Annotated in this window: 22 protein-coding genes; 16 read left to right on the top strand and 6 right to left on the bottom strand. The window is 39.1% G+C overall.

All coding sequences use genetic code 11. The annotated features are described in order from the left end of the window. Positions 1-150: 150 nt before the first annotated feature. The 5 genes from M3189_RS22380 to M3189_RS22400 all read left to right on the top strand — a co-directional run bounded on the left by M3189_RS22380 (position 151) and on the right by M3189_RS22400 (position 6,086). Positions 151-1,824, top strand: a complete 1,674-nt coding sequence (locus tag M3189_RS22380; RefSeq protein WP_251638131.1) for a peptide ABC transporter substrate-binding protein — start codon at positions 151-153, stop codon at positions 1,822-1,824. 175 nt (positions 1,825-1,999) lie between these two features. Continuing rightward, positions 2,000-2,926 (top strand): oligopeptide ABC transporter permease, encoded by a 927-nt coding sequence (gene opp3b / locus M3189_RS22385; RefSeq protein WP_251638133.1) that lies wholly within the window; start codon positions 2,000-2,002, stop codon positions 2,924-2,926. A 4-nt stretch (positions 2,927-2,930) separates the two neighbouring features. Beyond that, positions 2,931-4,085, top strand: a complete 1,155-nt coding sequence (gene opp3C, locus M3189_RS22390; protein WP_251638135.1) for an oligopeptide ABC transporter permease — start codon at positions 2,931-2,933, stop codon at positions 4,083-4,085. A gap of 19 nt (positions 4,086-4,104) precedes the next feature. Next, on the top strand, positions 4,105-5,160 hold the full coding sequence (locus tag M3189_RS22395; RefSeq protein ID WP_251638137.1) for an ABC transporter ATP-binding protein: 1,056 nt from the start codon (positions 4,105-4,107) through the stop codon (positions 5,158-5,160). Further along, positions 5,157-6,086, top strand: a complete 930-nt coding sequence (locus M3189_RS22400; RefSeq protein ID WP_251638140.1) for an ABC transporter ATP-binding protein — start codon at positions 5,157-5,159, stop codon at positions 6,084-6,086. Before M3189_RS22395 ends, M3189_RS22400 begins: the two co-directional genes overlap by 4 nt. Before the next feature lie 85 nt (positions 6,087-6,171). Here M3189_RS22400 and ilvA read toward each other — a convergent pair whose 3' ends face one another. Both ilvA and M3189_RS22410 read right to left on the bottom strand, forming a co-directional pair. Further along, positions 6,172-7,401, bottom strand: coding sequence for a threonine ammonia-lyase (gene ilvA / locus M3189_RS22405; protein ID WP_251638142.1), 1,230 nt, complete (start codon positions 7,399-7,401; stop codon positions 6,172-6,174). A 146-nt stretch (positions 7,402-7,547) separates the two neighbouring features. Further along, entirely contained in the window at positions 7,548-9,383 is a 1,836-nt protein-coding gene (locus M3189_RS22410; RefSeq protein ID WP_251638144.1) for a M6 family metalloprotease domain-containing protein, read from the bottom strand. Between the two features lie 243 nt (positions 9,384-9,626). Between M3189_RS22410 and M3189_RS22415 the strand changes: the two genes are divergently transcribed. From M3189_RS22415 to M3189_RS22425, 3 genes are all read left to right on the top strand, one after another. After that, positions 9,627-10,088: a DUF3052 domain-containing protein gene (locus M3189_RS22415; RefSeq protein ID WP_251638221.1), complete on the top strand. Its 462-nt coding sequence runs from the start codon at positions 9,627-9,629 to the stop codon at positions 10,086-10,088. 339 nt (positions 10,089-10,427) lie between these two features. Further along, a complete protein-coding gene (locus tag M3189_RS22420; RefSeq protein WP_251638146.1) occupies positions 10,428-11,606 on the top strand; it encodes a ParM/StbA family protein in 1,179 nt (392 codons plus the stop codon). A gap of 12 nt (positions 11,607-11,618) precedes the next feature. Then, positions 11,619-12,209, top strand: a complete 591-nt coding sequence (locus tag M3189_RS22425; protein ID WP_251638148.1) for a hypothetical protein — start codon at positions 11,619-11,621, stop codon at positions 12,207-12,209. 40 nt (positions 12,210-12,249) lie between these two features. Here M3189_RS22425 and M3189_RS22430 read toward each other — a convergent pair whose 3' ends face one another. Beyond that, on the bottom strand, positions 12,250-12,966 hold the full coding sequence (locus M3189_RS22430; protein ID WP_251638158.1) for a sulfite exporter TauE/SafE family protein: 717 nt from the start codon (positions 12,964-12,966) through the stop codon (positions 12,250-12,252). 267 nt (positions 12,967-13,233) lie between these two features. Between M3189_RS22430 and M3189_RS22435 the strand changes: the two genes are divergently transcribed. Then, positions 13,234-14,454 carry a dicarboxylate/amino acid:cation symporter gene (locus M3189_RS22435; protein WP_251638160.1) on the top strand — a complete coding sequence of 407 codons (1,221 nt, stop codon included), beginning with the start codon at positions 13,234-13,236 and terminating at the stop codon, positions 14,452-14,454. A gap of 36 nt (positions 14,455-14,490) precedes the next feature. On the opposite strand, the gene gdhA is transcribed toward M3189_RS22435, so the two are convergent. Then, complete coding sequence (gdhA, locus tag M3189_RS22440) at positions 14,491-15,873, bottom strand: NADP-specific glutamate dehydrogenase (RefSeq protein WP_353057481.1); 1,383 nt, start codon at positions 15,871-15,873, stop codon at positions 14,491-14,493. A 143-nt stretch (positions 15,874-16,016) separates the two neighbouring features. Between gdhA and M3189_RS22445 the strand changes: the two genes are divergently transcribed. Next, the gene (locus M3189_RS22445; RefSeq protein WP_251638162.1) at positions 16,017-16,922 is read left to right on the top strand and encodes a LysR family transcriptional regulator; all 906 of its coding nucleotides are present in this window, start codon (positions 16,017-16,019) and stop codon (positions 16,920-16,922) included. A 30-nt stretch (positions 16,923-16,952) separates the two neighbouring features. Here the strand turns inward: M3189_RS22445 and pepT are convergent, their stop codons facing one another. Beyond that, positions 16,953-18,179, bottom strand: coding sequence for a peptidase T (gene pepT / locus M3189_RS22450; RefSeq protein ID WP_251638164.1), 1,227 nt, complete (start codon positions 18,177-18,179; stop codon positions 16,953-16,955). Positions 18,180-18,290: 111 nt separating this feature from the next. Here pepT and M3189_RS22455 point away from each other — a divergent pair, with 111 nt between their 5' ends. Further along, a complete protein-coding gene (locus M3189_RS22455) occupies positions 18,291-18,461 on the top strand; it encodes a hypothetical protein (protein ID WP_251638165.1) in 171 nt (56 codons plus the stop codon). Positions 18,462-18,570: 109 nt separating this feature from the next. Here M3189_RS22455 and M3189_RS22460 read toward each other — a convergent pair whose 3' ends face one another. Beyond that, positions 18,571-19,518 carry a nuclease-related domain-containing protein gene (locus M3189_RS22460; RefSeq protein ID WP_251638167.1) on the bottom strand — a complete coding sequence of 316 codons (948 nt, stop codon included), beginning with the start codon at positions 19,516-19,518 and terminating at the stop codon, positions 18,571-18,573. Positions 19,519-19,680: 162 nt separating this feature from the next. Between M3189_RS22460 and M3189_RS22465 the strand changes: the two genes are divergently transcribed. The 5 genes from M3189_RS22465 to M3189_RS22485 all read left to right on the top strand — a co-directional run bounded on the left by M3189_RS22465 (position 19,681) and on the right by M3189_RS22485 (position 23,237). Further along, positions 19,681-20,304 (top strand): TetR/AcrR family transcriptional regulator, encoded by a 624-nt coding sequence (locus M3189_RS22465; protein ID WP_251638169.1) that lies wholly within the window; start codon positions 19,681-19,683, stop codon positions 20,302-20,304. A 12-nt stretch (positions 20,305-20,316) separates the two neighbouring features. Next, complete coding sequence (locus M3189_RS22470) at positions 20,317-21,201, top strand: ABC transporter ATP-binding protein (protein WP_251638172.1); 885 nt, start codon at positions 20,317-20,319, stop codon at positions 21,199-21,201. A 6-nt stretch (positions 21,202-21,207) separates the two neighbouring features. Continuing rightward, positions 21,208-22,005: an ABC transporter permease subunit gene (locus tag M3189_RS22475; RefSeq protein WP_251638180.1), complete on the top strand. Its 798-nt coding sequence runs from the start codon at positions 21,208-21,210 to the stop codon at positions 22,003-22,005. Between the two features lie 20 nt (positions 22,006-22,025). Then, positions 22,026-22,823, top strand: a complete 798-nt coding sequence (locus M3189_RS22480; RefSeq protein ID WP_251638182.1) for an ABC transporter permease subunit — start codon at positions 22,026-22,028, stop codon at positions 22,821-22,823. A 69-nt stretch (positions 22,824-22,892) separates the two neighbouring features. Then, positions 22,893-23,237 (top strand): ASCH domain-containing protein, encoded by a 345-nt coding sequence (locus tag M3189_RS22485; protein WP_251638183.1) that lies wholly within the window; start codon positions 22,893-22,895, stop codon positions 23,235-23,237. Positions 23,238-23,301 lie beyond the last annotated feature (64 nt).

Here is a 23,301-nt window from a genome sequence, read left to right on the forward strand (position 1 = left end):
TGTTGTTGTAATCTATAATAGTATAATAATTTTTTGACTCTTTTATATATTTAGTCTTTACAAGAGTAGTAGAAAAATAGTATGATTTCCTTAGCTTCTTTTTTAAGAGCGAATTTACAGAAAAATAAAACAATAGGAGGTCATTTTTTTATGAAGAAAAAGTATGCATGGCTTTTAGCCCTTAGCCTAGTGTTAAGCATGTTCTTAGCAGCTTGCTCTGGCGGCGAAAAGGAAACAGCTGATAATGATAAGAAACCAGCTGACAAAGATGAGCCTAAAGTTGAACAAGTATTAAACTTTGTTAATGGTGACACGATTCCTTCTATGGACCCTGGTATGGTAACAGATGAATACGGTATCCAATTCACATCTGCAATCATGGAAGGTTTATACCGTCTTGACGAAAGCGGAAAATCGGTTGAAGGTATGGCAACTAAACACGAAGTAAGTGAAGATGGTAAAACTTGGACTTTCACTTTACGTGAAGATGCAAAATGGTCAAATGGTGACCCTGTAACTGCTAATGACTTCGTTTTTTCTTGGCGTCGTGCAGTAGACCCAAATCAAGGATCTGAATATGGTCCATACATGATGGGCGGCGTTATCAAAAACGCAACTGCTGTTAATAAAGGTGAAGTTCCTCTAGATCAATTAGGTGTTAAAGCTGATGGCGATTACACTCTAGTTGTTGAACTTGAAAATCCAACTCCATATTTTGAATCTTTAACAACTTTCGCAACCTTCTTCCCATTAAATGAGAAGTTTGTTACGGAAAAAGGTGACACTTATGCAACTAGCGCTGATACATTATTATCTAACGGACCATTCAAGTTCTCTTCATGGACTAGTACCGCTAACGAGTGGGAATTAGTTAAGAACCCTGATTACTGGGATGCAAAAACTGTAAAATTAGAAAAAATGACTTATGTAGTTGTAAAAGAAGCACAAACAGCTGTTGACTTATATGAAAAAGGTGAAGTTGACCGTGCTGGTTTATCATCTGACCTAGTTGATACATACTCAACTCATGATGATTACACAGTACAACCTGATAACTCTGTATTCTATATTAAGATGAACCAAACTAAAAACCCGGCTCTTAAGAATGTAAACCTACGTAAAGCAATCTCTAGAGCATTTGATAAGCAAGCATTAGTTGATGAAATCTTAAACAACGGTTCTATCGTTGCTAACGGTTTAGTGCCAAAAGATTTCGTTCCAACTCCAGATGGTAAAGATTTCCGTGATGCTAGTGGCGATCTTGTAAAATTTGACGTTAAAGAAGCACAAAAGTTCTGGGAAGAAGCTAAAAAGGAACTTGGAACAGATACAGTTTCAGTCGAATTCCTTGGCGGAGACAATGATGTTTCTAAAATGATGAACCAATATCTTGCAAACCAATTATCAACTAACCTTCCTGGCTTAAAAGTTACTTTAAAAGAAGTACCATTTGAACAACGTTTAGAATTAGACACAGCTATGGATTATGACATGCAGTTTGCTGGATGGGGCCCTGACTTCCTTGATCCATATACCTTCATGAACCTTTGGTTAACTGATGGTGGAAACAACCAAATGGGCTATTCAAACCCAGAGTATGATAAATTAATCAATGAAACTGCAACAACTTTAGCTCAAGATACAGAAGCTCGTTTTGATAACTTCTTAAAAGCAGAAAAAATCCTATTTGAAGATGCAGCAATTGCTCCTGTTTATCAAAGAGCTGGCGCATTGTTAGTATCTCCGAAAGTACAAGGTGTGTTTACAAACCAATTCGGACCAACTTACGAATACAAATGGGCTAGCGTTGGTGCTGAAGAATAATCTGCATTAAAAAAGTGTATATAGTACGCTATCTATTAAAATTGAAGGGAGTGTATGCTGTTAAAGCATATACTCTCTTTTCTCCTGTTTGGACTTGAATATTCCGATTATAACAAAAATTTATAATCGACTAGATATAACATATAATATAAAGAGAAATTTAGGAGGTGCAAACATGACTCGATATTTACTCCGTCGCGTATGGTATATGCTAATAACATTATTTATTATTGCGACATTCTCGTTCTTTCTTATGAAAATCTTGCCGGGGAGCCCGTTACAGGCAGAAGATAAATTGACTGAGGAACAAAAAGAAATTATTTTAGAGAAGTATGGATTGAATGATCCGATACCCGTTCAGTATGCCAAATATCTTGGCGGACTTGTAAAAGGTGATTTGGGAGTATCCTTTAAGTTTGATAATACACCGGTAACAACAATCTTGTTTGATAGAATCGGGCCATCTGCACTATTAGGTTTTCAAGCATTAGTGATAGGCTCTATCTTGGGAATATTACTTGGATTAATGGCCTCAATCTTCCGAAATAGTCCGATTGACTTTTCATCCACAATCATTGCGGTTATTGGAACCTCGATACCTTCGTTTGTATTTGCAGGATTATTACAATATGTTTTTGCAGTGAAATTAGGCTGGTTCCCGGTTGCTCTTTGGGGCACACCTGCACATACCATTTTGCCAACAATCGCTTTGGCCATTCACCCGATGGCAACAGCTGCACGTTTCACAAGGACAGAAATGGTAGAAGTATTGCATTCCAATTACATCATCACTGCACGTGCTAAAGGTGTTGCTGAATCTGGAATTATTTTAAAACATGGATTACGTAATGCACTTATCCCGTTAATTACAGTATTGGGTCCAATGGCAGTTGGTCTGATGACTGGCTCAATGGTTATTGAGCAAATTTTTGCGATTCCTGGTATTGGTGAGCAATTCGTTACATCTGTAATGGTAAATGATTACCCAACCATTATGGGTACGACATTGTTATTTGCGTTTGGCTTTATTGTAATTATCTTAATCATTGACCTCCTATACGGATTAATTGATCCTAGGATAAGACTAGCAGGGGGGAAATAAGTAAATGGATAAAAATAACCTAAAAAATATACCAAAAGATTTATTTGTCCCTCTTGTTCGTAAAGAGGATACGAGTGAAAAGATTTCAGCTCCCAGCAGAACATTTTTTCAGGATGCGAAAAGAACCCTTTTCAGTAATAAACCTGCTGTTTTTAGCATGATTCTTATCCTGTTTATTATCATCATGAGTATTGTCGGTCCGTGGATGAACAATTATGGTTCCGATGAACAGGATTTAAAAAGGGCAAAAATGCCTCCCCGTGTACCGGCTTTTGAGAATGTCTCTTGGCTTGGTATGAATGGTACTTTATCTGGAACGTTCCAAGGTAAAGATGTTCAGCAGGCATCGGCAAAGGCAAAGGCAAGATTCGATAATAAAGAAGAGTTTATTGATCTTGAAGTCATTAATAAAGGTGACGGCACTAGAAATTCTGCTGAAGTGAAAGCTACCTATCGTATTTATGAAGCGAAAGATATGAAAGACACCTATTTCTGGTTCGGCAGTGATGCCTTAGGGCGTGACCAATGGACAAGGCTTTGGGAAGGTACAAGGGTTTCTTTAATTATTGCTTTTGTTGCTGCACTTCTTGACCTTGTCATTGGAGTTTCTTATGGTGGGATTTCTGCCTTTTATGGTGGAAGAGTTGATAATATCATGCAGCGAATTGCCGAGATTTTAGTGGGTATTCCTAACTTGGTCATTATCCTCTTAATGATGCTTGTTCTTAAACCAGGTATTATTTCGATTGTTATTGCGTTGTCTATAACAGGCTGGATTGGTATGTCAAGGATTGTCCGTGGTGAAGTATTAAAGTTAAAAAATCAAGAGTTTGTTTTAGCTTCAAGAACTTTAGGAACATCTAATGGTACGATTATTCGGAAACACTTGGTTCCAAATATCAGTGGTATTATCATTATTAACACAATGTTTTCTGTTCCAGGTGCAATCTTTTTTGAAGCATTCTTAAGCTTTATTGGATTAGGTATTGTTCCTCCAGATGCTTCATTGGGTTCATTAATTGACCTTGGGTTTGATAACCTCAGACTTTATCCATATATGCTAGTGTTCCCGGCAATTGTAATCTCTGTTCTTATGATTGCATTTAATATCGTTGGTGATGGCTTGAGAGATGCATTCGATCCGAAAATGCATAAATAAGAAGGTAGGTGTTTAATAAATGAGTAAATTATTGGAAGTCAAAGATTTAAAAGTATCATTTAACACCTACAATGGTGAAGTGCATGCTGTTCGAGGTGTTACCTTTGATTTAAATAAAGGTGAGACGTTAGCAATCGTAGGTGAATCTGGTTCAGGGAAGTCTGTAACCTCTAATGCGATTATGAGACTTCTTCCAGAGCCGCATGGCTTTATTAAAGAAGGACAAATCCTCCTCGAGGGAGTAGACCTTGCTAAAAAAACAAGCAAAGAAATGCAAAAAATCCGAGGCAAAGACATTTCTATGGTTTTCCAAGATCCAATGTCGTCTCTAAATCCGACTATGAAAATTGGTTATCAAATCATGGAAGGTTTGATGAAGCATCAGAATATGAGCAAAACAGAGGCGAGAAAAACTGCTCTTGAGCTATTAACACTTGTTGGTATTCCTAGGCCGGATGTACGTATTAATCAATATCCACACCAGTTCTCTGGCGGTATGCGTCAACGTGTAGTAGTAGCGATTGCATTAGCATGTAATCCCAAAATCTTAATTGCAGATGAGCCTACTACAGCTCTTGACGTAACGATTCAAGCTCAAATCTTAGAACTGATGAAGAGTATCCAACAAAAAACGGATAGTGCGATTATTTTTATCACGCATGACCTTGGTGTTGTAGCAAACGTTGCAGACCGTGTAGCGGTCATGTACGCTGGAAAAATCGTTGAGATTGGGACAGTAGATGATATTTTCTACAATCCTAAACACCCGTATACTTGGGGATTAATAGGCTCGATGCCAACATTGGATAGTTCCGATGAAGAGCTTTTTGCTATTCCTGGCAGCCCGCCAAACATGCTTACCCCTCCTGTAGGAGATGCTTTTGCTCCAAGAAATCATTTTGCTTTAGAAATTGATACAGTTATGGAACCGCCTATGTTTAAGGTTTCAGACACACATTATGCGGCAACCTGGCTGCTGCATCCAGATGCGCCTAAAATTGAGCCGCCTGCTGCCGTTAAGCACAGGATGCAAGGTTTTGCTCAAACAGGTACTAAGGGCGGTGGAAAAAGGTGACAAGAGAAAAATTACTTGAAGTGAAAAATTTACAAAAACATTTTGCAGTTGGTAAAAAAAATACCATTAAGGCTGTTGATGGTGTTAGCTTTGATATTTTTAAAGGTGAAACCTTTGGTCTAGTTGGGGAGTCTGGCTGTGGAAAGTCTACAACCGGCAGAACCATTATCAGACTTTACGATGCAACGGGCGGAGAAGTTAAATTTAATGGTGAAGATGTTCACGGAAGAAAGAATAAGTCCGAACTGCTTAAATTTAACCGCAAGATGCAAATGATTTTCCAAGATCCATCTTCTTCATTAAATCCACGTATGACCGTTTTGGATATTATTGCTGAGGGTCTTGACGTTCATAAACTCGTAAAGAATGAGGCAGAACGAAAGCAAAAGGTTGAAGAATTATTGGAATCGGTTGGTTTAAATAAAGAGCACGCTACTCGTTTCCCACATGAATTTAGTGGCGGTCAAAGACAGCGTATTGGAATTGCTAGAGCGCTTGCGGTTGACCCTGAGTTTATTATTGCCGATGAACCTATCTCTGCATTGGATGTATCCATTCAGGCACAGGTAGTCAATCTGCTTAAGAAACTCCAAAAAGAACGTGGATTAACGTACTTGTTCATTGCCCATGACCTTTCAATGGTTAAATATATTTCTGACCGTATTGGCGTTATGTATATGGGGAATCTAGTTGAACTAGCTGAAAGTGATGAATTATACAATAATCCAATTCATCCTTATACAAAATCATTGTTATCAGCTATTCCACTACCGGATCCAAGATACGAGCGTGCTCGTAAGCGTATTGCTTATGATCCTACTGTACATGGTACAGATGGTGATTTTGAGCTTAGAGAAGTAGTTCCAGGACACTTCGTACGCTGTACAGCAAAGGAATTTGAAAGATACCAAAATGAGCAAAAGTAAAATAAATAGAACGATGAGAATACTTCTACTAAAAAATCCTTACTTATAAAAAAGTAAGGATTTTTTTACGTGTGATTGTAACAGATTAGAAATGATTCATTTCTACGATGTAGTTCTTCTCTTTAAGAACTTTATACAGCATGTCGATATGGTCGTTATTCTTTGTTTCTACGGAAATTTCCAGGCCTGCATACCCTGGATAAATATTTTTACCCATATGATTGAGATTCACGGTTTGAATGTTTGCATCTAAATCCGTTAGAGCACTTAGCACCTTTTGAAGCTCTCCAGGTTTGTCCTTTAAGGTGATAGTAAAGGCAGCATACCGACCTGACTCCACTAAACCTCGTTCGATGATCCTTGAAATAAAGTTCATATCAACATTTCCACCACTTAAAACGGCCACAACCTTCTTTTCTTTTATCTTTACTTTTTCATATAGCAGCGCTGATAGTGAACAAGCACCTGATCCTTCTACTAACAGCTTATTTCTTTCTAAAACCATTAGCATCGTTCTAGCAATCTCCATTTCATCAACACAAAAAATATCATCGACATATTTTTGGGCGATATCAAAAGTTCTCAGTCCAGGTTTTTTAACAGCTATCCCATCTGCCATCGTGGGTGTTGATTCTACCATTACAGGTTTGTTTTCAAATAATGACTGTTTCATACTAGGACAGGCCATTGCCTGGACACCATATACAGCGATATGAGGGTTTTTCTCCTTCACAGCCATCGCAACCCCTGCAATCAGTCCGCCGCCTCCTACAGGGCAAATAATAGCCTCTACATCGGGAAGCTGATCTAGTATCTCCAATCCAACCGTACCCTGACCAGCGATGATGGCATCATCATCAAAAGCATGGATAAAAGTAGCATCTCTTTGTTCTTTAAGCTCTAAAGCATAGGCAAGGGCATCATCAAATGTTGCTCCCTCTAACAGCACCTCGGCACCATATTGCTTCGTAGCCAGCACCTTACTAAGCGGTGCCCCTTTTGGCATCACAATCGTACAGTCAGCACCCAGCATTTGACTTGAATAAGCAACACCTTGTGCATGGTTGCCTGCTGAGGCCGCTACAACCCCCTTGTCAAGTTCTTCCTTTGAAAGAGATAGTAACTTATTATAAGAGCCTCTCGCCTTAAAAGAACCCGTTTTTTGGAGGTTCTCGAGCTTTAAATGTACTTCGTTATGAGCGAGGTGACTAAAGGTTTTAGAGTAGTCCAGAGGCGTTGTATGGATAACCCCCTTCATCTTCTCACGGGCAATAATGATGTCATCTACATTCACATTACTTCCTCCTGTTGTCATACTTTTCCTTAGGATGTGCTGATAAAGGTAAACTATGAAATATTTCCGTGAAATTATTCTAATATAAAAGGAGAAAGGGAAGGATCTTACTTAAAGAAAGGAAAGAAAAACCTGAGCCCATAGGACTCAGATTTTTTTAACAAAAATTACTTTTTCTGACCTTCATCAAAACTATAATAGAATTTTGCTGTGATAGAACCATCAGCGTTTTCTTTAATGTCGGTTACATGAATTCCAGAGTCTGCTGGAATAGTGCTATTGCCCTTCCAGAAGTAGTAGGAGCCAGTATGGACATTAGAAGAGTTTGGAGTAATTTTCGCGCCTGACTTGAAGAAGTCTCCGGCGTTACCGCGGTTTAAATTCTTTTCCAATTCATATAATCCATCGGCTTGCAGGACAGATAAGCCATAATGAGTGACCACTGTTCCATTGCTAGCTGTTTCAGATTGATTATACTGGAAGCGCTTGTTCATCCAGTTTTCAACGTTGTTTGGACGGAAGCCAGCTGTTTGATAGAGGTTAATAATATTCTCATCGACATGCCATGCTAATAATCCGTGAGAATCTTCGCCCTGACGTACTAATCCTTTATTAAAGCCATCCTGCTGTACGTTTTCAAATAAGAAGTACTCAGTACCATGGGAACCAGGAACTTCCATTTTTACGATTCCATTTTCTGCATTTGCCTTATTAATAGCTGGTAAAGTGAGCTCCTGCACCCCATCTGTAGGTGTTACATTAATAGGATCAGCCCAGCCAAGGAAAACCTTTGAGAATGGATCGAAATGAGTTGGAGAGTTACCAGAGTATGCGTTATTGTTTGGATAACGCATCCATGAACCACCAGCCATCATTGAGTAGTTTCCAACACCTTCAGAAGTATAAACAGTGTCATAGAAATCTGGTAAACCTAAAGCATGGCCAAATTCATGAGCATAAACCCCAGCTTGGGCAGGATATGGACCCGTTTTAGAAGCTTCATCATAGCTGCCAGTTGTTAAATTGAAACCAGCTACGTTACCGCCAATAGCAGGCTGGATATTGTAGTTATTTACGATTACACCGTCATACGTCATATCTTCTGCAACAGTCTTATTGATCCAATCACCTTGATTCATTCCAGCATGAACATCTGCTGGTTTACCAGTTTCATAGTATTTACCATAGTATAATGCACTTAATAAACTCCATTTATGAGACCAGAATTGAGCAGGGTCCCGGCTCCATTCAGCGCCTGTTCCCTCGTGAACAACGAAAACGTTAGGAACTTCGCCGTTTTCAGCATATTTAGAGAAGTCTACCTGAGCGTCAGCAGCTTTCAATAGGTCACGAACGAATTCTCCTGTATGAGCGTCCCCATTTACGTTACCTAGGACGTAATTTCCGTTCTCTGCATATGTCCCTTCTTGGTCTAAATAGTAAGAAGCTCCCTTTGGAAGTTCTACCCAAGCGAAATCAGTATTTTCGTTGCGTACCAAGTTAATTTTTCCATTACTAGACTCTTTATAAGCATTTTGCATGGTACGGTCAATTGGAGCTTGAACTCCATCATATTCAGCATATTGTTTAAAATCGTTCAACTCATATGGGTTGTATTCGGTTCCGAAAATTAAGTCCTCATAGTATTTAGCAGGAACTTGTCCAGGTAAGTCACCAACTGGCTCATCGCCTTTTTTATATTTTGCAAGAATAACTAGAACAGGTACATCACCTGTTGCTTCTTTATATGCTACATGATTGTCTCCAGGCTCCTGGAATTTAGTTCCTATATTAGCCTTCTCTGCAGGGTCAACCTTTGATAAGTCAACTCCAAGTTCTTTCGCTTTTGCAGCTAGTTCTGGAGAAGCTCCAACAAAGTCAGCTGGGCTTAGAGTGTATGTACTTTTTGTTGTTGATGGTGCTTCAGTAGGTTGAAAGCCTGCTGCCACAATACTTCCAGCTAGTGCTAGAGTTAGACCGGTCTTTGATAGTACTTTTAACATGAGCGTCACTCCTAAAATTATTTGGGAATTATAATATATCAGAATTATCAGATATATAAGAGGGACAAAACACCTGATTTCTCTTTATATTTAGAGAGGCGAAATACCTAATTGCAAGCATTTTATAGAGATTTTAGTTTTTTATAACAGGTTTAGTAGATAGGAAGAAGGAGAAAAATTATAAAGTTATGAAAGTTTGTGTATACTATGATGGAAGATACATATAGAAGGGCAGGTCTAAATATGTCAGAAGCCACTCCTGTATTAAAAAAGCTGAATTTTAAGGACCAAGGGCAGTCAGTCTTAATCATCAATGCTCCAAAAGAGTATGATGTTATTAAAGCTGCGTTTGAAGGTGAAGTCCATCAGCAGGCAACACTTGCGATGTATGATTTTGTTCAGGTGTTTGGTTCTAGTAATGAGGAACTTCAATCGAATGCTAAAATTGCAGCTGTCAATGTGAAGGATGATGGCTTATTTTGGCTATGCTATCCTAAGAAGTCATCCAAGACCTATAAAGGATCCGATTGCAGCCGTGACACGGTCACAGGCATGCTTTCTGAAGAAGGATATGAACCAGTTCGCCAAATTGCGATTGACGATGATTGGTCTGCATTAAGGTTCCGTAAGCCTGAGAAAATTAAGAAAATGGTTCGAGATTTTGCTGTGACTGTTGAAGGCATTAAACGGACGAAGAAGAAATAGATCCCTTACCCATAGGGGTCTATTTTTTTGTATACAGAATATGTATACATGTTTACGGAAAATGTACACTTGTTTACAATCTTGTATACATCGTGTTTACAAAAATGTTTACAAGTTTACAAATGCGTGTACATGTTGGTATAGAGCCATGTAAACGCATTTGTCATTGTTGTATACAGAAATGTATACAATGTTTACGTAATGTTTACAATTTTACACTTTCATTTCTTTTTGTCTGGGATATTGAAGAATCTAGCAAACTTCTATACTCTTATACTAGAGAAGTTAGATACATATCTTCATTAACATCTAAATTAATAGAATGAAAGGATGACAATTTTGAATAATACTAGAATTGCAGCCATTGATGTAGGAAATGATTCAATTAAGGCTATTTTTGGAGAATTAGAATATGAACTTAATATCCCAAATATTATCGCCAGGGACACGGAAGATCGCCCTGTTATTGGGATTGAAGAATTAGATGAGAAAAATCCACTCGATGGTATCCACGTGAAAGTGCACTCTCCTGCGTTGAAGGAAAATAATGCTATTTATCGTGTCGGGAATCTAGCAACTAAAAGCAACAATGGTACTGAATTAGACCCTGGAAGCAGCAAGTCTGAGGAAGACCAAACATTAATTCTGCTCTTTACTACCTTAGCATTGGATGCTGTTAAAGAAGGTAATAAAAATAATTTCCGCCAAACAAAAAACATCATTGATGCGAATTACACACTTGGAACTGGCCTCCCCCTTCGTGAAGTGAAGGAAGGTAAGGATGCAGGCTACCGTTCCAAGTTAATCGGTTCTGTTCACCAAGTAGAATTTCTTGTTACACCTAAATACCAGGGCTTAAAAGTAAATATTAAGTTTGATGAAATCAAGGTATACCCTGAAGGATTTGCAGCTTATATTAACCTCGTAATGGATAATAACTCAAAAATCATCAATAAAGACTTAATCGATAAACGTATCTTGATTCAGGATATTGGCGGACTCTCAACAGATATCGCTGTAATTAAAAATCGTAATGTCGATGATGATAAGGCACAGGGCTTTAACCTAGGAGTATCAGAATCATTAGAACAAATCCGTGAAGAAATCAGATCTAAGCACGGTGTTGAGCTAGACAGCCGCCGTGATGTGGTTGAGATTATCACCAAGAAAAATGACCGCAATCATATCATGGTAAAAGGAAGTAGAACAAGTGTTCATGATATAACGGACCGTATTTTACTAGATTTAGCAAAGAAACAATATCGATTATTACGTAATGTTTGGTCAAAAAACTCCCAAACAGAAATTTGCTACTTTGTCGGCGGCGGTGCTACTGTATTAAAGGATTATCTTAAAACATTAAATAACAATCTTGATGGTTATAATATTGACTTCTTTGAAGATGAAAAAGAAAGCATATGGATGATGGCAAATGCCTATTATAAGCTGATTCAAGATTTTGTAAAAAAAGCTGAGAAACAAAAGGTTGAACAAGTCAAAAAACCTGTTACCAATTAATAGGGTGATGATATGAAAAAGGCTGGAACACATGAAATTCAGCGGGGGCAGGCCATTTCATTCCGTGTCCCTTCCGATACACCTGACCACTTGGTTAAGAAACTGCAAAAGTTAAAGGAAACAGAAAGAAGAAATTTTTCCAGCAAGATTGCAGAGTTCGTGATGGAGGGTGTCAGTAACGTTAATGCAAGAGAACGCGAGATGATTAATGTCCCGCTTCCAAAAAAGCTAACGAAGGCACAGCGTGACTGGTTAAAGCACGAGCATTCAGAGGCGTTATTGGGAAGTATTATCTATCAACTAATAAATGACCCAGTCCGCTCTACTGCCCTGCTTGCGGGTTTAAATAGCAGTTCACTAGATATCGATGAGGCATTATATCTCCAAGAGGAAAGTGTTCCTGAAATCCATTCTTATCGTGACCATGACGGCGCCGTCGAGGAAATCGCTGCTTCTATTGATGTAAGCGATATGGATGATGATGATGACTTAGACGGATTTGATTGGGAAAACGCCAAACCAGTAGTGGAAGAAGAGAAGGTTGAAGAAGAGCCTGATTTAGATGATCTACTTGGCGGATTTTTGGCGAGTATGAATAAATAGAAAATGGGACCCGGGTTAATAGGGTCCCATTTCTCTATTATTACTGAATCCAAAGTTTAAATAACCCTTCTGTTACGCCTAAGTTATACATGTAGTAAATACCAAATATAGTACTAATCACACCTGTAACCTGGGTAAGGGTTTTATTCAAGCTTAATTTTTTTGCACTAAAAACAAACGGAATCCCAATCAAGGTAGTAAAGAAAAGCATTCCTATGACGGTACCCACTCCAAAAATAAGGATATAGATTGCACCCTCCCAGGCGTTATTTACTGTGCTCATGGTAAGGACTACCATTGCTCCGCTTCCAGCAAGACCATGAACGAGGCCGATAAACATCGATTTAAGATATGAAACCTTTCTATGCTGGTCATGATGCTCGTGGGCGCCTCTGTAATCATGGGAATGGACATGTTTATGTAATTCACCATCATGTTCATGCTTATGTAAATGAATTTGTTTAAAAGATAGGATCGTAGTAATCCCAAGATAAACTAGCATAATTCCTACTAAAAACTCCATTGACATAGCCCATTTTTCTGGGATTTCGCCTTTCATGAGTATCAGAATAATTCCAATTATAAATAATGTTGCAGTGTGGCCTATTCCCCAATACACACCGGCTAATGACGATCGCAATAACTTTTTACTTTGGCTGGCAATGGTTGATACTGCAATAACATGGTCCGGTTCAATGGCATGTTTGATTCCGAGTACCAATCCTAATCCAAGAATGGAAAGTAAACTTATCTCCAATCAAATCTCTCCCTTTTTTACGAAACATTTGCTCCATTATAGCACATAAAATGGGGTAATAATGGTTATAAAAGGCTTAAGGAATAGGAGATGAAAAAATTTGAATTTTCCACATACCAACAAAGTAAGGAGAGATTTATTCTAAAAACCTTGGGATTTTTCTATGAAACTCCTTTAAATAAACTTATAATGAATAAGAAATACTATGCAAAAATAATATCTTTTATTCTATTGAAGTATAAGTGTAAGGAAGGGAGTAATCTCAAAATGGAAAAATTAAAGAGTTATCGTTTTCCTATTATACTATTGCTATCCATTTTGCTTGGAGCCATTATAGGTTTGGTCATGAAGGAAGACGCGGTCATTTTTCAGCCAATTGGCGATGTCTTTTTAAATCTATTATTCACGATTATCGTTCCGCTGATATTCTTCACCATTTCCTCTTCAATTGCAACAATGAATGGTGCCAAAAGATTAGGGAAAATTATTGGCTGGATGTTTGGAACCTTCTTGTTTACAGGACTTATTTCGGCAATTTATATGTATTTTGTTGTAAAGTTCGTCAATCCTGGTGAAGGTGTTAATTTAAAACTTGTTAAACCAGAAGCGGCGGAGGAGTTAAATCCAGTTGCACAAATCGTTAAAACCTTTACAGTGCCTGATTTTGTTGAAATATTTTCTAGAAGCAATATGCTGGCGCTTATCGTGATTTCTATTCTGGTTGGATTTTCTGCACAATCAGTTGGCGAACGCGGCAAGCCTTTTACCAGCTTTTTAAGCTCAGGTTCTGAGGTGATGATGAAGGTTGTATCCTTGATTATGTATCTAGCGCCAATCGGGCTTGGAGCTTACTTTGCCACGCTGGTTGGACAGTATGGTCCGATTTTATTAGGCTCCTATATCAAAGCAGGTATTACTTATTATGTTGCTTCGATTGTTTATTTCTTTATTGCCTTTACAATTTATGCCTTTATGGCGGGCAAGGGAAAAGGAATCCGAGTGTTTTGGAGTAATATGCTGGCACCTTCGATTACCGCGCTGGCAACTTGTTCTAGTGCTGCGTCTATACCCGTTAACTTAGAGGCTTCAAGAAGAATGGGAATCAAGCAAGACATTCGTGATACAACGATTCCTTTAGGAGCAGCTTTGCATAAGGATGGATCTGTTCTTGGCGGCGTATTAAAAATCGTCTTCCTGTTTGGGATTTTTGATATGAATAACACTGGTATTGGAACGTTTTTCTTAATTATCTCTGTGTCTCTTTTGGTCGGAGCGGTTATGGGAGCAATTCCAAGCGGCGGTATGATTGGGGAAATGTTAATCCTAAGCTTATTTGGATTCCCACCTGAGGCATTACCAATTATCGCGGCGATTTCTACGTTAATTGACCCTCCTGCTACGATGCTGAATGCTAGCGGCGATAATGTTGCAGGGATGATGGTTTCGAGAATGGTGGAAGGCAAGAATTGGCTTAAAAAAACGGCATAACATAAGGGTGCTCCATCTCGGAGCACCCTTATGTTTTTAGATAACACCCTGTGCAATCATTGCATCTGCTACTTTTAAGAATCCTGCAATATTGGCACCGACAACTAGGTTGCCTGGGTAGCCATACTCTTCTGCAGCATTCATGCTGTTACGATAGATGTTGATCATAATTTGGTGTAATTTTGCATCAACTTCTTCAAATGTCCATGATAATCTCTGGCTATTTTGCGCCATTTCTAGAGCAGATACCGCTACACCGCCGGCATTTGCTGCTTTTCCAGGGGCAAATAGAATATCATTTTCTAAAAATACTTCAATCGCTTCAAGAGTAGATGGCATATTAGCACCTTCTCCAACCGCTTTTACGCCATTAGAAACAAGTAGCTTAGCTGCTGTGTGGTCAATTTCATTTTGAGTTGCGCAAGGTAAAGCAATATCACATGGAATCGACCAAATACCTGAGCATCCTTCGAAATATTGAGCTTCTGGATGCTCAACAACATATTCGCTAATTCTTTTACGTTCCACTTCTTTAATTCGTTTCACCGTTTCAAGCTTGATGCCTGATGGATCATAGACAAATCCATTTGAATCACTGCAGGCAACAACCTTTGCTCCTAATTGGGTTGCTTTTTCAATCGCATAGATAGAAACGTTTCCTGAACCAGAAACAACTACTGTACTTCCTTCAAAGCTAAGGCCTTTGTCAGCAAGCATTTCGTGTACAAAGTATACAGTCCCGTAACCAGTGGCTTCCGTACGCCCCAAACTGCCGCCATAACCAAGTCCTTTGCCCGTTAACACACCTGCTTCATAGCCACCGCGGATTTTTTTGTACTGTCCAAACATATATCCGATTTCACGAGCACCTACGCCGATATCTCCTGCTGGTACATCGACATCAGGTCCAATATGTCGGTAAAGCTCTGTCATGAAGCTTTGTGTAAAGCGCATGATTTCGCCATCTGATTTTCCTTTAGGGTCAAAGTCAGAACCACCCTTGCCTCCGCCAATTGGCTGACCAGTAAGGGAGTTCTTAAGGATTTGTTCGAATCCGAGGAATTTAATAATGCTTAAATTCACTGATGGGTGGAAGCGTAATCCGCCTTTATAAGGTCCAATTGCACTGTTAAATTGAACACGGAAACCGCGGTTGACTTGAACCTTACCTGAATCATCCACCCAAGGAACACGGAAAGAAATGACTCTTTCAGGTTCTACGATTCTTTCAAGGATACTTTGCTCCATATATTTTGGATGTTTTGTAAAAACAGGAATCAGTGAGTCAAAAATTTCCTTAACGGCTTGTTGAAACTCAGATTCATATGGATTGCGGCACATAACTGTATTAAACACCTCATCCACATATTGAAGTGCTGTACTTTGATTATCTTGTTTTAACTGTTCAATTGTTTTCACGTTTATCCACCTCTTTAAAGTAAAATTAAATTTTTAAATTATTAGAATATTAATAAGGAATATTTTATAATTAAATAACAATCTAAACAATGCTAATAATAGATAATATTAATCTCAAAATGAGATGAATGGAGGTGAACTCTTTGGAATTACGACAAATACAATACTTTATGGAAGTGGCCAAGCGGGAACATGTTACCGAGGCAGCCTTGGCACTGCATGTGGCGCAATCAGCCGTCAGCAGGCAAATTTTCAATTTAGAAACAGAGCTTGGCGTAAACTTGTTTATCCGTGAGGGACGAAATGTCAAACTGACGATGATCGGTCAGATGTTTCTAGAACATATGGAACAGGCGATGAAGGTAATCGAGGAGGCTCAGCGGGAAATTGAAGAATACCTGGATCCCAAGAAGGGTACGATTCGAATTGGATTTCCCAGCAGCCTAGCGTCCCATACCCTTCCAACCACCATTTCAGCCTTTCGTGAACACTATCCTCAGGTGAAATTTCAACTTAAACAAGGTTCTTATAGTGAGTTGATTGAGGGTGTTATTAATGGTGATTTTGATATGGCGTTAATTGGTCCTGTTCCAAAACAGGAGAAAAAGGTGTTAGGGACAACATTATTTACAGATAATATTGTGGCACTCCTGCCCTCTACTCATCCTTTAGCAAATGAGAAAGCGATAAAATTAGGTCAACTGCGTGAGGATTCCTTTGTTTTGTTTCCAAAGGAATACGTATTACGGGAAATCATCATTCGTGCTTGTGAGCAGATTGGTTTTCAACCAAAGGTGTCCTTTGAAGGCGTGGATACGGACTCAATAAAAGGATTGGTATCTGCTGGCCTCGGAATCACCTTAATTCCTGAAATTACCTTGGTGGATGGGTTTCCTCGTTCAACCGTTAAGATACCGATTATTGAGCCTGAGGTTACCCGTACGGTCGGAGTGATTATCCCGAGGGAACGGAAGATGCTCCCTACGGTCAGGCTTTTTTATGATTTTTTAAAGGATTTCTTCTCAAGGCTAGACCGATATCAAATGTAAAAGCCCAACTTTTTCCAGTTGGGCTTCATTTTATGCTTTTTGCTCAAATAGTTTTGTTATTTCGATGACAGTGTTTGTTGCCTTTATCATGTTATCGACGGAAATAAATTCATACTTTCCATGGAAGTTTTCCCCGCCTGTAAAAATATTTGGAGTTGGAAGCCCCATATAGGATAGCTGAGAGCCGTCTGTACCACCGCGGATTGGTTTGATCAGCGGTTTAATGTCGAGGTTCTCCATTGCCTGTTGAGCGATGTCAACAATCTCCATGACCGGTTTAATTTTTTCACCCATATTGTAATATTGGTCTTTTAATTCTAAGGAAATGGTATCTTTGCCGTATTTTTCGTTCAGCAGGCCGACAATAGTGCTCATTCTGTTTTTTCTAGCCTCAAAAATTTCTTTATCATGATCTCGAATTATATAGTACATCTTCGTTTCTTCAACATCCCCGTTAAAGGAAATCAGATGATAGAAGCCTTCATAACCCTCTGTATGTTCAGGTGCTTCTAGTGGTGGCAGCTGGCTATGTAATTCCATGGCAATCTTCATTGAATTCACCATTTTGTCCTTCGCAGAACCTGGATGAATATTGGTTCCTTTGATGGTGATTTTTGCTGCTGCCGCATTGAAGCTTTCGTATTCTAACTCCCCGAGCGGACCGCCATCCACGGTATAGGCATACTTGGCATTGAACGCCGCAACGTCAAACTTATGTGGCCCTCTGCCAATCTCCTCATCCGGCGTGAACGCAACGCGGACCTTACCATGCTTAATTTCTGGATGTTGAATCAAGTGAGCCATTGCTGTCATGATTTCGGCAATCCCCGCTTTGTTGTCTGCACCTAGCAGAGTCGTGCCATCCGTTGTGATCAACGTGTGACCTTTGTAGCTTGGTAACGCTGGAAAATCCTTCGTTGACATGGTGACGTTTGGATTAAGTTTGATATCCATCCCATCGTAGCTTTCAATGATTTGTGGGTTCACGTTGGTTCCCGTGAAATCCGTTGCGGTATCGACATGAGCAAGGAATCCGATGGTGGGCACATCTTTATCACTATTGGAAGGCAGGGTCGCCATCACATAGCCATTCTCATCAATAGTAACCTCTTCCATCCCAATCGACTTTAACTCCTCCACCAGCATATTGGCCAATGTGAGCTGTCCTGGTGTCGAAGGACAGTTTTCATTACTCTCATTCGACTGTGTATCCACCTTAACATAGGAAGTAAACCTTTCAATCATCTCATTCTTCACGTTTGCAGCACTCCCCTTTCAATTTTTTACCACTTAATAATAGCATGTTAAGCGGGCAGGGTGGAAATCGGAGTTTGGGGTTGATGAAAATAGGTAATTTAGGTTGGTTACTTGGCGGATAGCAGAAAATACTTGCGGATGGCCGAGAATACTTGCGGATGGCCGAGAATACTTGCGGATGGCCGAGAATACTTGCGGATGGCCGAGAATACTTGCGGATGGCCGAGAATACTTGCGGATGGCCGAGAATACTTGCGGATGACCGAGAATACTTGCGGATAGCCGAGAATACTTGCGGATAGCCGAGAATACTTGCGGATGGCCGAGAATACTTGCGGATAGCCGAGAATACTTGCGGATGGCGAGAAATACTTGCGGATAGCAAGTTATCCTATTTTTTTCTGAAGTCCATTTTATACATGCGATCTTTATATGTCCCTGAACCAATTAAATTCATGCCGTTTAGTATCCGATTCGCTGTATAAATGTCCACACCCAAAAACTCTCGACACTCCGAATTAGTAATCGTCCTCTTCACCACTAAAAACCACTCGACCAAGGTCCCCTGATGAGCTAGATGATTGTTCACCTTACAAGATGGACAGTGCCAGGTCCTAGGTAATTTAATCATCCCTATCTTCCCACAATTTACACACCGCACTCCAGGTAGAACATCACCGACTGGAATTTGATACGATTCACAAATGGGTTTTGGTATATAGGTTTGATGACTAGTCAGCAGTTCCTTAGAAAGCCTATGAAAAGCTGCATTATCTAGGCCTTTCCCTTCCTGAGGAAGACTTTTGAAAAAGGGTGGGATCAAGTTTGGAAATAAAATCTTGGTAGTGGGTGGGGGAATTTCCACATGCTGCTTGGGATAGGCTAATACAATAGCACCATAAAGAGGTAAATCGATATTTCGCTGTGAAAGCCAAGCTGACATAAGCTCCATATTCCGTTCTAATTGCACCACTGGGCTCTCATAATACTTAATTTGTCCGTCCTCCCGATTTTGAATAAGCTGGGGCGGATTATCCCTGAATTCTAAACTGCCGGACATATTTTTGGTTTCTAAAATAACGCCAAAATAGGGTGTTTTGAAAAGATGGTCCATTTGAAAGTTGGTATCTGAAGAAAGAGATAAGTCGTGGAAAATGTTGTTTTTGAATGGAAATCGGTACTTTTGAAGGACCTCAACAACCCTTTGTTCGCCTCCAATACCTGCCTCAATAATCGATTGTTTGGATGCAAGAGTAGACACCATAGGATGCGTAGTGGAAAGTCTGCTTTGGGCAGCAATCAAGCCCTTTAATGTAAGTGAGTCTGAACGTTCTTTCATATTTCACCTCCATATGTATCCTAGCACATCCTTCCCTTTAAAAATATGAACTTCATAATTTTGTAAAAAATTTAACTTGTCTAGTATTGACCAGGTGAGTCAATGGGAGTAAACTGTGATTGACTGAAGTGGTCAACAATAAATGAAAAGGAGGCTGCCGGTTTGTTTTCGAAGTTTTTTAACCTAGATCCTGAAAAACAGGACCGAATCATTAACGCTGCAATTAAGGAATTTGCCCTAAAGGGGTATGATAACGCCTCGACAAATGAAATGGTTAAGGAAGCTGGTATTTCAAAGGGACTTCTCTTTCATTATTTTAAAAATAAAAAGCAGTTGTTTTTCTTTTTGTTTGATTATTGCTACAACCTTGTTGCCGATGAATTTTATAAAAAGATCGATTTAGACGAAACAGACTTTTTTAAAAGGATTCGTCAGGCGGTACAAATCAAAATGGACCTGCAAACGAAATATCCAGACATCTTAACGTTTATCCAAGAAGCATTTATGCAGGATTCCCCAGAAATAAAAGACGAGTTTGATAAAAAGAAACAGGAACTCAACGCCGTGAATATAGGGATTATCTATGATGGAATCGATCTCGCAAAATTCAGGGATGATGTCGATGTTCAAAAAATAGTAAAAGTCATTTCTTGGACCTTTGAAAAAATGAGTGATGAGGAGCTCTACAAAGCGAAGATGGTCCCTGGTCACAAAATTGATTATGATAGGGTCTTTATGGAAGCGGAAGAGTACTTTGAGATTTTCATTAAATGTTTTTATAAATAGGGGGCTGGGACGATGAATGTGATTGAGATTAAGAATCTAACAAAAACTTATGGCAAAGCAAGAGGAATCAGCGACATCAGCTTTAACGTTGAGGAAGGTGAAATTTTTGGCTTTATCGGTCCGAATGGTGCCGGGAAATCGACCACGATTCGGACACTCCTTTCACTCATTTACCCTACCAGCGGCAGTGCGACTATTTTTGGGAAGGACACTGTCCAGTTTGCTCCAGAGATTAAAAAGGAAATTGGTTATTTGCCATCTGAAGTTTTCTATTATGACAATATGAAGGTCAAGGATTTATTAAACTATTCAGCTAGTTTTTACAAAAAGGATTGCAAGAAGCGGATAAAGGAATTAGCCGAGATTATGGATTTGGACCTCAACAAAAAAATTGACGACCTTTCACTGGGAAATAAAAAGAAGGTCGGGATTGTTCAGGGGTTGCTTCATGAGCCGAAGCTGATTATTCTTGATGAACCAACGAGTGGATTAGACCCTCTTATGCAGCAGAAATTCTTTGAACTGCTTGAGGAAGAGAATAGAAAAGGTGCGACAATTCTCTTTTCCTCTCATATCCTAACGGAGGTTCAGCGCTTGTGTAATCGGGTTGCGATTATTAAAGAGGGCAAGATTGTTACCGTTGAAAAGATAAGTACCTTGAAAGAAAACACCTATAAAAAGTTTAAAGTTGAGACAAAGTCTACCCTAGATCCTGCTTATTTTAACCTCAAAGGTGTAAATAAGCTAGAAACAAAGGATAATATGACAAGCTTTTTATTTAAAGGAAATATTAATGATGTAATGAGAAAAATAGCGGACATCGAAATTAGCAATCTATGGATTGAAGAGCCAGACCTTGAAGAGATTTTTATGCACTACTATGAGAAGGAGGCTTAAAAGACGATGAACATTTTGTTGCATGAATTGAGGGCTTATCGGAAGTCTACAATTATTTGGACGATATCATTAGTTGCTATTGTAGCACTGTTCATGTCATTTTTTCCTTCTTTTACAAAGGATACAGAGGAGTTTACAAAGCTGCTCGAAGGATATCCGGCACCACTAAGAGAAGCATTCGGCATTAATCTCGATAATTTCTTTTCGATTCTTGGGTTCTACTGTTATGGACTATCCTTTGTGACGCTTTGCGGAGCGATTCAGGCTATGAATCTAGGAACGAGTATAGTCAGTAAGGAGGTCCGCGAAAAAACAGCTGACTTTCTGCTAACAAAGCCTGTTACACGGACCGCTGTTTTAACGAACAAATTATTGGCAGCACTGATTTCAATCATTCTAACCAATATTGTTTATGTAGCAGCGGCCACACTCATTGCCTCCCAAGTGAAAACGGAGGATTTTAGCGTGAGTATTTTTATCCTCCTTTCATTGACAGTCTTTTTCGTACAGTTGATTTTTATAGCAATTGGAATCATCATTTCTGTGATTGTTTCAAAGATAAAATCTGTGCTGACTATTTCACTGGCAACCGTTTTTGCCTTTTACTTTTTAGGAATGTTTAGCGCTACTTCCGGTGATGAAGTGAAACGATATCTTTCTCCATTTAAATATTTTGACACTGCTTATATCATCGAAAAGTCTAGTTATGAAACCTCCTTTTTGATTACCGGAGCAGTTGTTATTGTTTTAGCGATTGGGGCTAGTTTTTTCATTTATACCAAAAGGGATATTCACTCGGTTTAACAAGGAGGAGTGAGGATAGGATGAATATATTTTTAAAGGAAATGAAGTCACATAGAAAATCGCTTATTTTTTGGAGTATTGGTATGTTTCTTATGGTTGCTTCAGGAATGGTTAAATATGAGAGTCTAGCTTCTTCTGGTCAGCCAATGAATGATATGCTGGCGGGAATGCCTAAATCGATGCTGGCTGTTTTAGGTATAGGTGATTTTGATATTTCAACTGCAACAGGTTACTACGGGTTACTGTTTATCTATTTGCTCTTAATGGCGACCATTCATGCTGCGATGCTGGGGGCAACGATTATTGCAAAAGAAGAGCGCGACAAAACCTCTGAGTTTTTATTTGTTAAACCCGTATCAAGAAATCGGGTTATTACAGCAAAGCTATTGTCAGCATTCCTAAATATCTTACTCTTAAACTTGGTTACCTTTGTTTCATCAGTTGGATTGGTGGGGAAATTCAGCAATGGTGAAGTGGTTACCAAGGATATTGCCATTACAATGGTTGGTATGTTTATTTTACAGCTCCTATTTATGGTAATCGGCAGCTCCCTTGCAGCTATTAAAAAGAAATCAGAAAGTGCAGCCTCCTTAGCAACCGGTGTTCTTTTGCTTACGTATGTCATTTCGGTTGCGATTGACTTGAATGAGAATATAGAAAGCTTAAAATACCTCACTCCGTTTAAATACTTTGAAGCAAAAAATGTGATGTTTGGCGGAGGGTTTGAATTCATCTTTGTCCTATTATCATGTGTTCTGATTGCTGTTCTTACGTTGGCGACATTTTTATTTTATAAAAAAAGAGATTTGAATGTGTGAGTATGCTTTTTAATAATATGGTGATAGTGTAAAATAGGGAAGATGAATTGGAAATGGGAGGAAAAGTATATGCAAAATGAAAACACTACACTACCGCCAAAGACATGCTCAGTTGACCGTTTAATTACCATGGAAAGTGATATTAAATTGGTGCTTTCCGGTAAGAAGAGTGCAACAAGACGAAATGGAAGATATGCCGATCCAGGCGAAATCATGACGCTTGATGGACAGAAGTTTGTTGTAGAGCGAGTTTACTCACAAAGCTTAGGTGAACTAACAGATGATGACGCACGCAGTGAGGGCTTCTCAACTGTTGAAGAATATAAGCAATCCATTCTTGCCTATCATCCTGGAATGCCATGGCTTCCGCACATGCGTGTTTGGGTTCATGAGTTTCGCCCGCTAGAAGATTAAGTAAAAGTATGAGTTCTTTTCATAGAACTCATACTTTTTTTTGCTATAATATCTCTATCATAAT

This window comes from Neobacillus niacini (genome assembly GCF_023715415.1).
In the GTDB taxonomy this organism is placed as follows: domain Bacteria; phylum Bacillota; class Bacilli; order Bacillales; family Cytobacillaceae; genus Neobacillus; species Neobacillus niacini_C.

Excerpts from the sequence above, each read along its gene's own strand:
- M3189_RS22380 (WP_251638131.1), top strand. The coding sequence starts at position 151 with ATGAAGAAAAAGTATGCATGGCTTTTAGCCCTTAGCCTAGTGTTAAGC.
- opp3b (WP_251638133.1), top strand. The coding sequence starts at position 2,000 with ATGACTCGATATTTACTCCGTCGCGTATGGTATATGCTAATAACATTA.
- opp3C (WP_251638135.1), top strand. The coding sequence starts at position 2,931 with ATGGATAAAAATAACCTAAAAAATATACCAAAAGATTTATTTGTCCCT.
- M3189_RS22395 (WP_251638137.1), top strand. The coding sequence starts at position 4,105 with ATGAGTAAATTATTGGAAGTCAAAGATTTAAAAGTATCATTTAACACC.
- ilvA (WP_251638142.1), bottom strand. The coding sequence starts at position 7,401 with ATGACAACAGGAGGAAGTAATGTGAATGTAGATGACATCATTATTGCC.
- M3189_RS22410 (WP_251638144.1), bottom strand. The coding sequence starts at position 9,383 with ATGTTAAAAGTACTATCAAAGACCGGTCTAACTCTAGCACTAGCTGGA.
- M3189_RS22415 (WP_251638221.1), top strand. The coding sequence starts at position 9,627 with ATGTCAGAAGCCACTCCTGTATTAAAAAAGCTGAATTTTAAGGACCAA.
- M3189_RS22425 (WP_251638148.1), top strand. The coding sequence starts at position 11,619 with ATGAAAAAGGCTGGAACACATGAAATTCAGCGGGGGCAGGCCATTTCA.
- M3189_RS22435 (WP_251638160.1), top strand. The coding sequence starts at position 13,234 with ATGGAAAAATTAAAGAGTTATCGTTTTCCTATTATACTATTGCTATCC.
- M3189_RS22460 (WP_251638167.1), bottom strand. The coding sequence starts at position 19,518 with ATGAAAGAACGTTCAGACTCACTTACATTAAAGGGCTTGATTGCTGCC.
- M3189_RS22470 (WP_251638172.1), top strand. The coding sequence starts at position 20,317 with ATGAATGTGATTGAGATTAAGAATCTAACAAAAACTTATGGCAAAGCA.
- M3189_RS22475 (WP_251638180.1), top strand. The coding sequence starts at position 21,208 with ATGAACATTTTGTTGCATGAATTGAGGGCTTATCGGAAGTCTACAATT.
- M3189_RS22480 (WP_251638182.1), top strand. The coding sequence starts at position 22,026 with ATGAATATATTTTTAAAGGAAATGAAGTCACATAGAAAATCGCTTATT.
- M3189_RS22485 (WP_251638183.1), top strand. The coding sequence starts at position 22,893 with ATGCAAAATGAAAACACTACACTACCGCCAAAGACATGCTCAGTTGAC.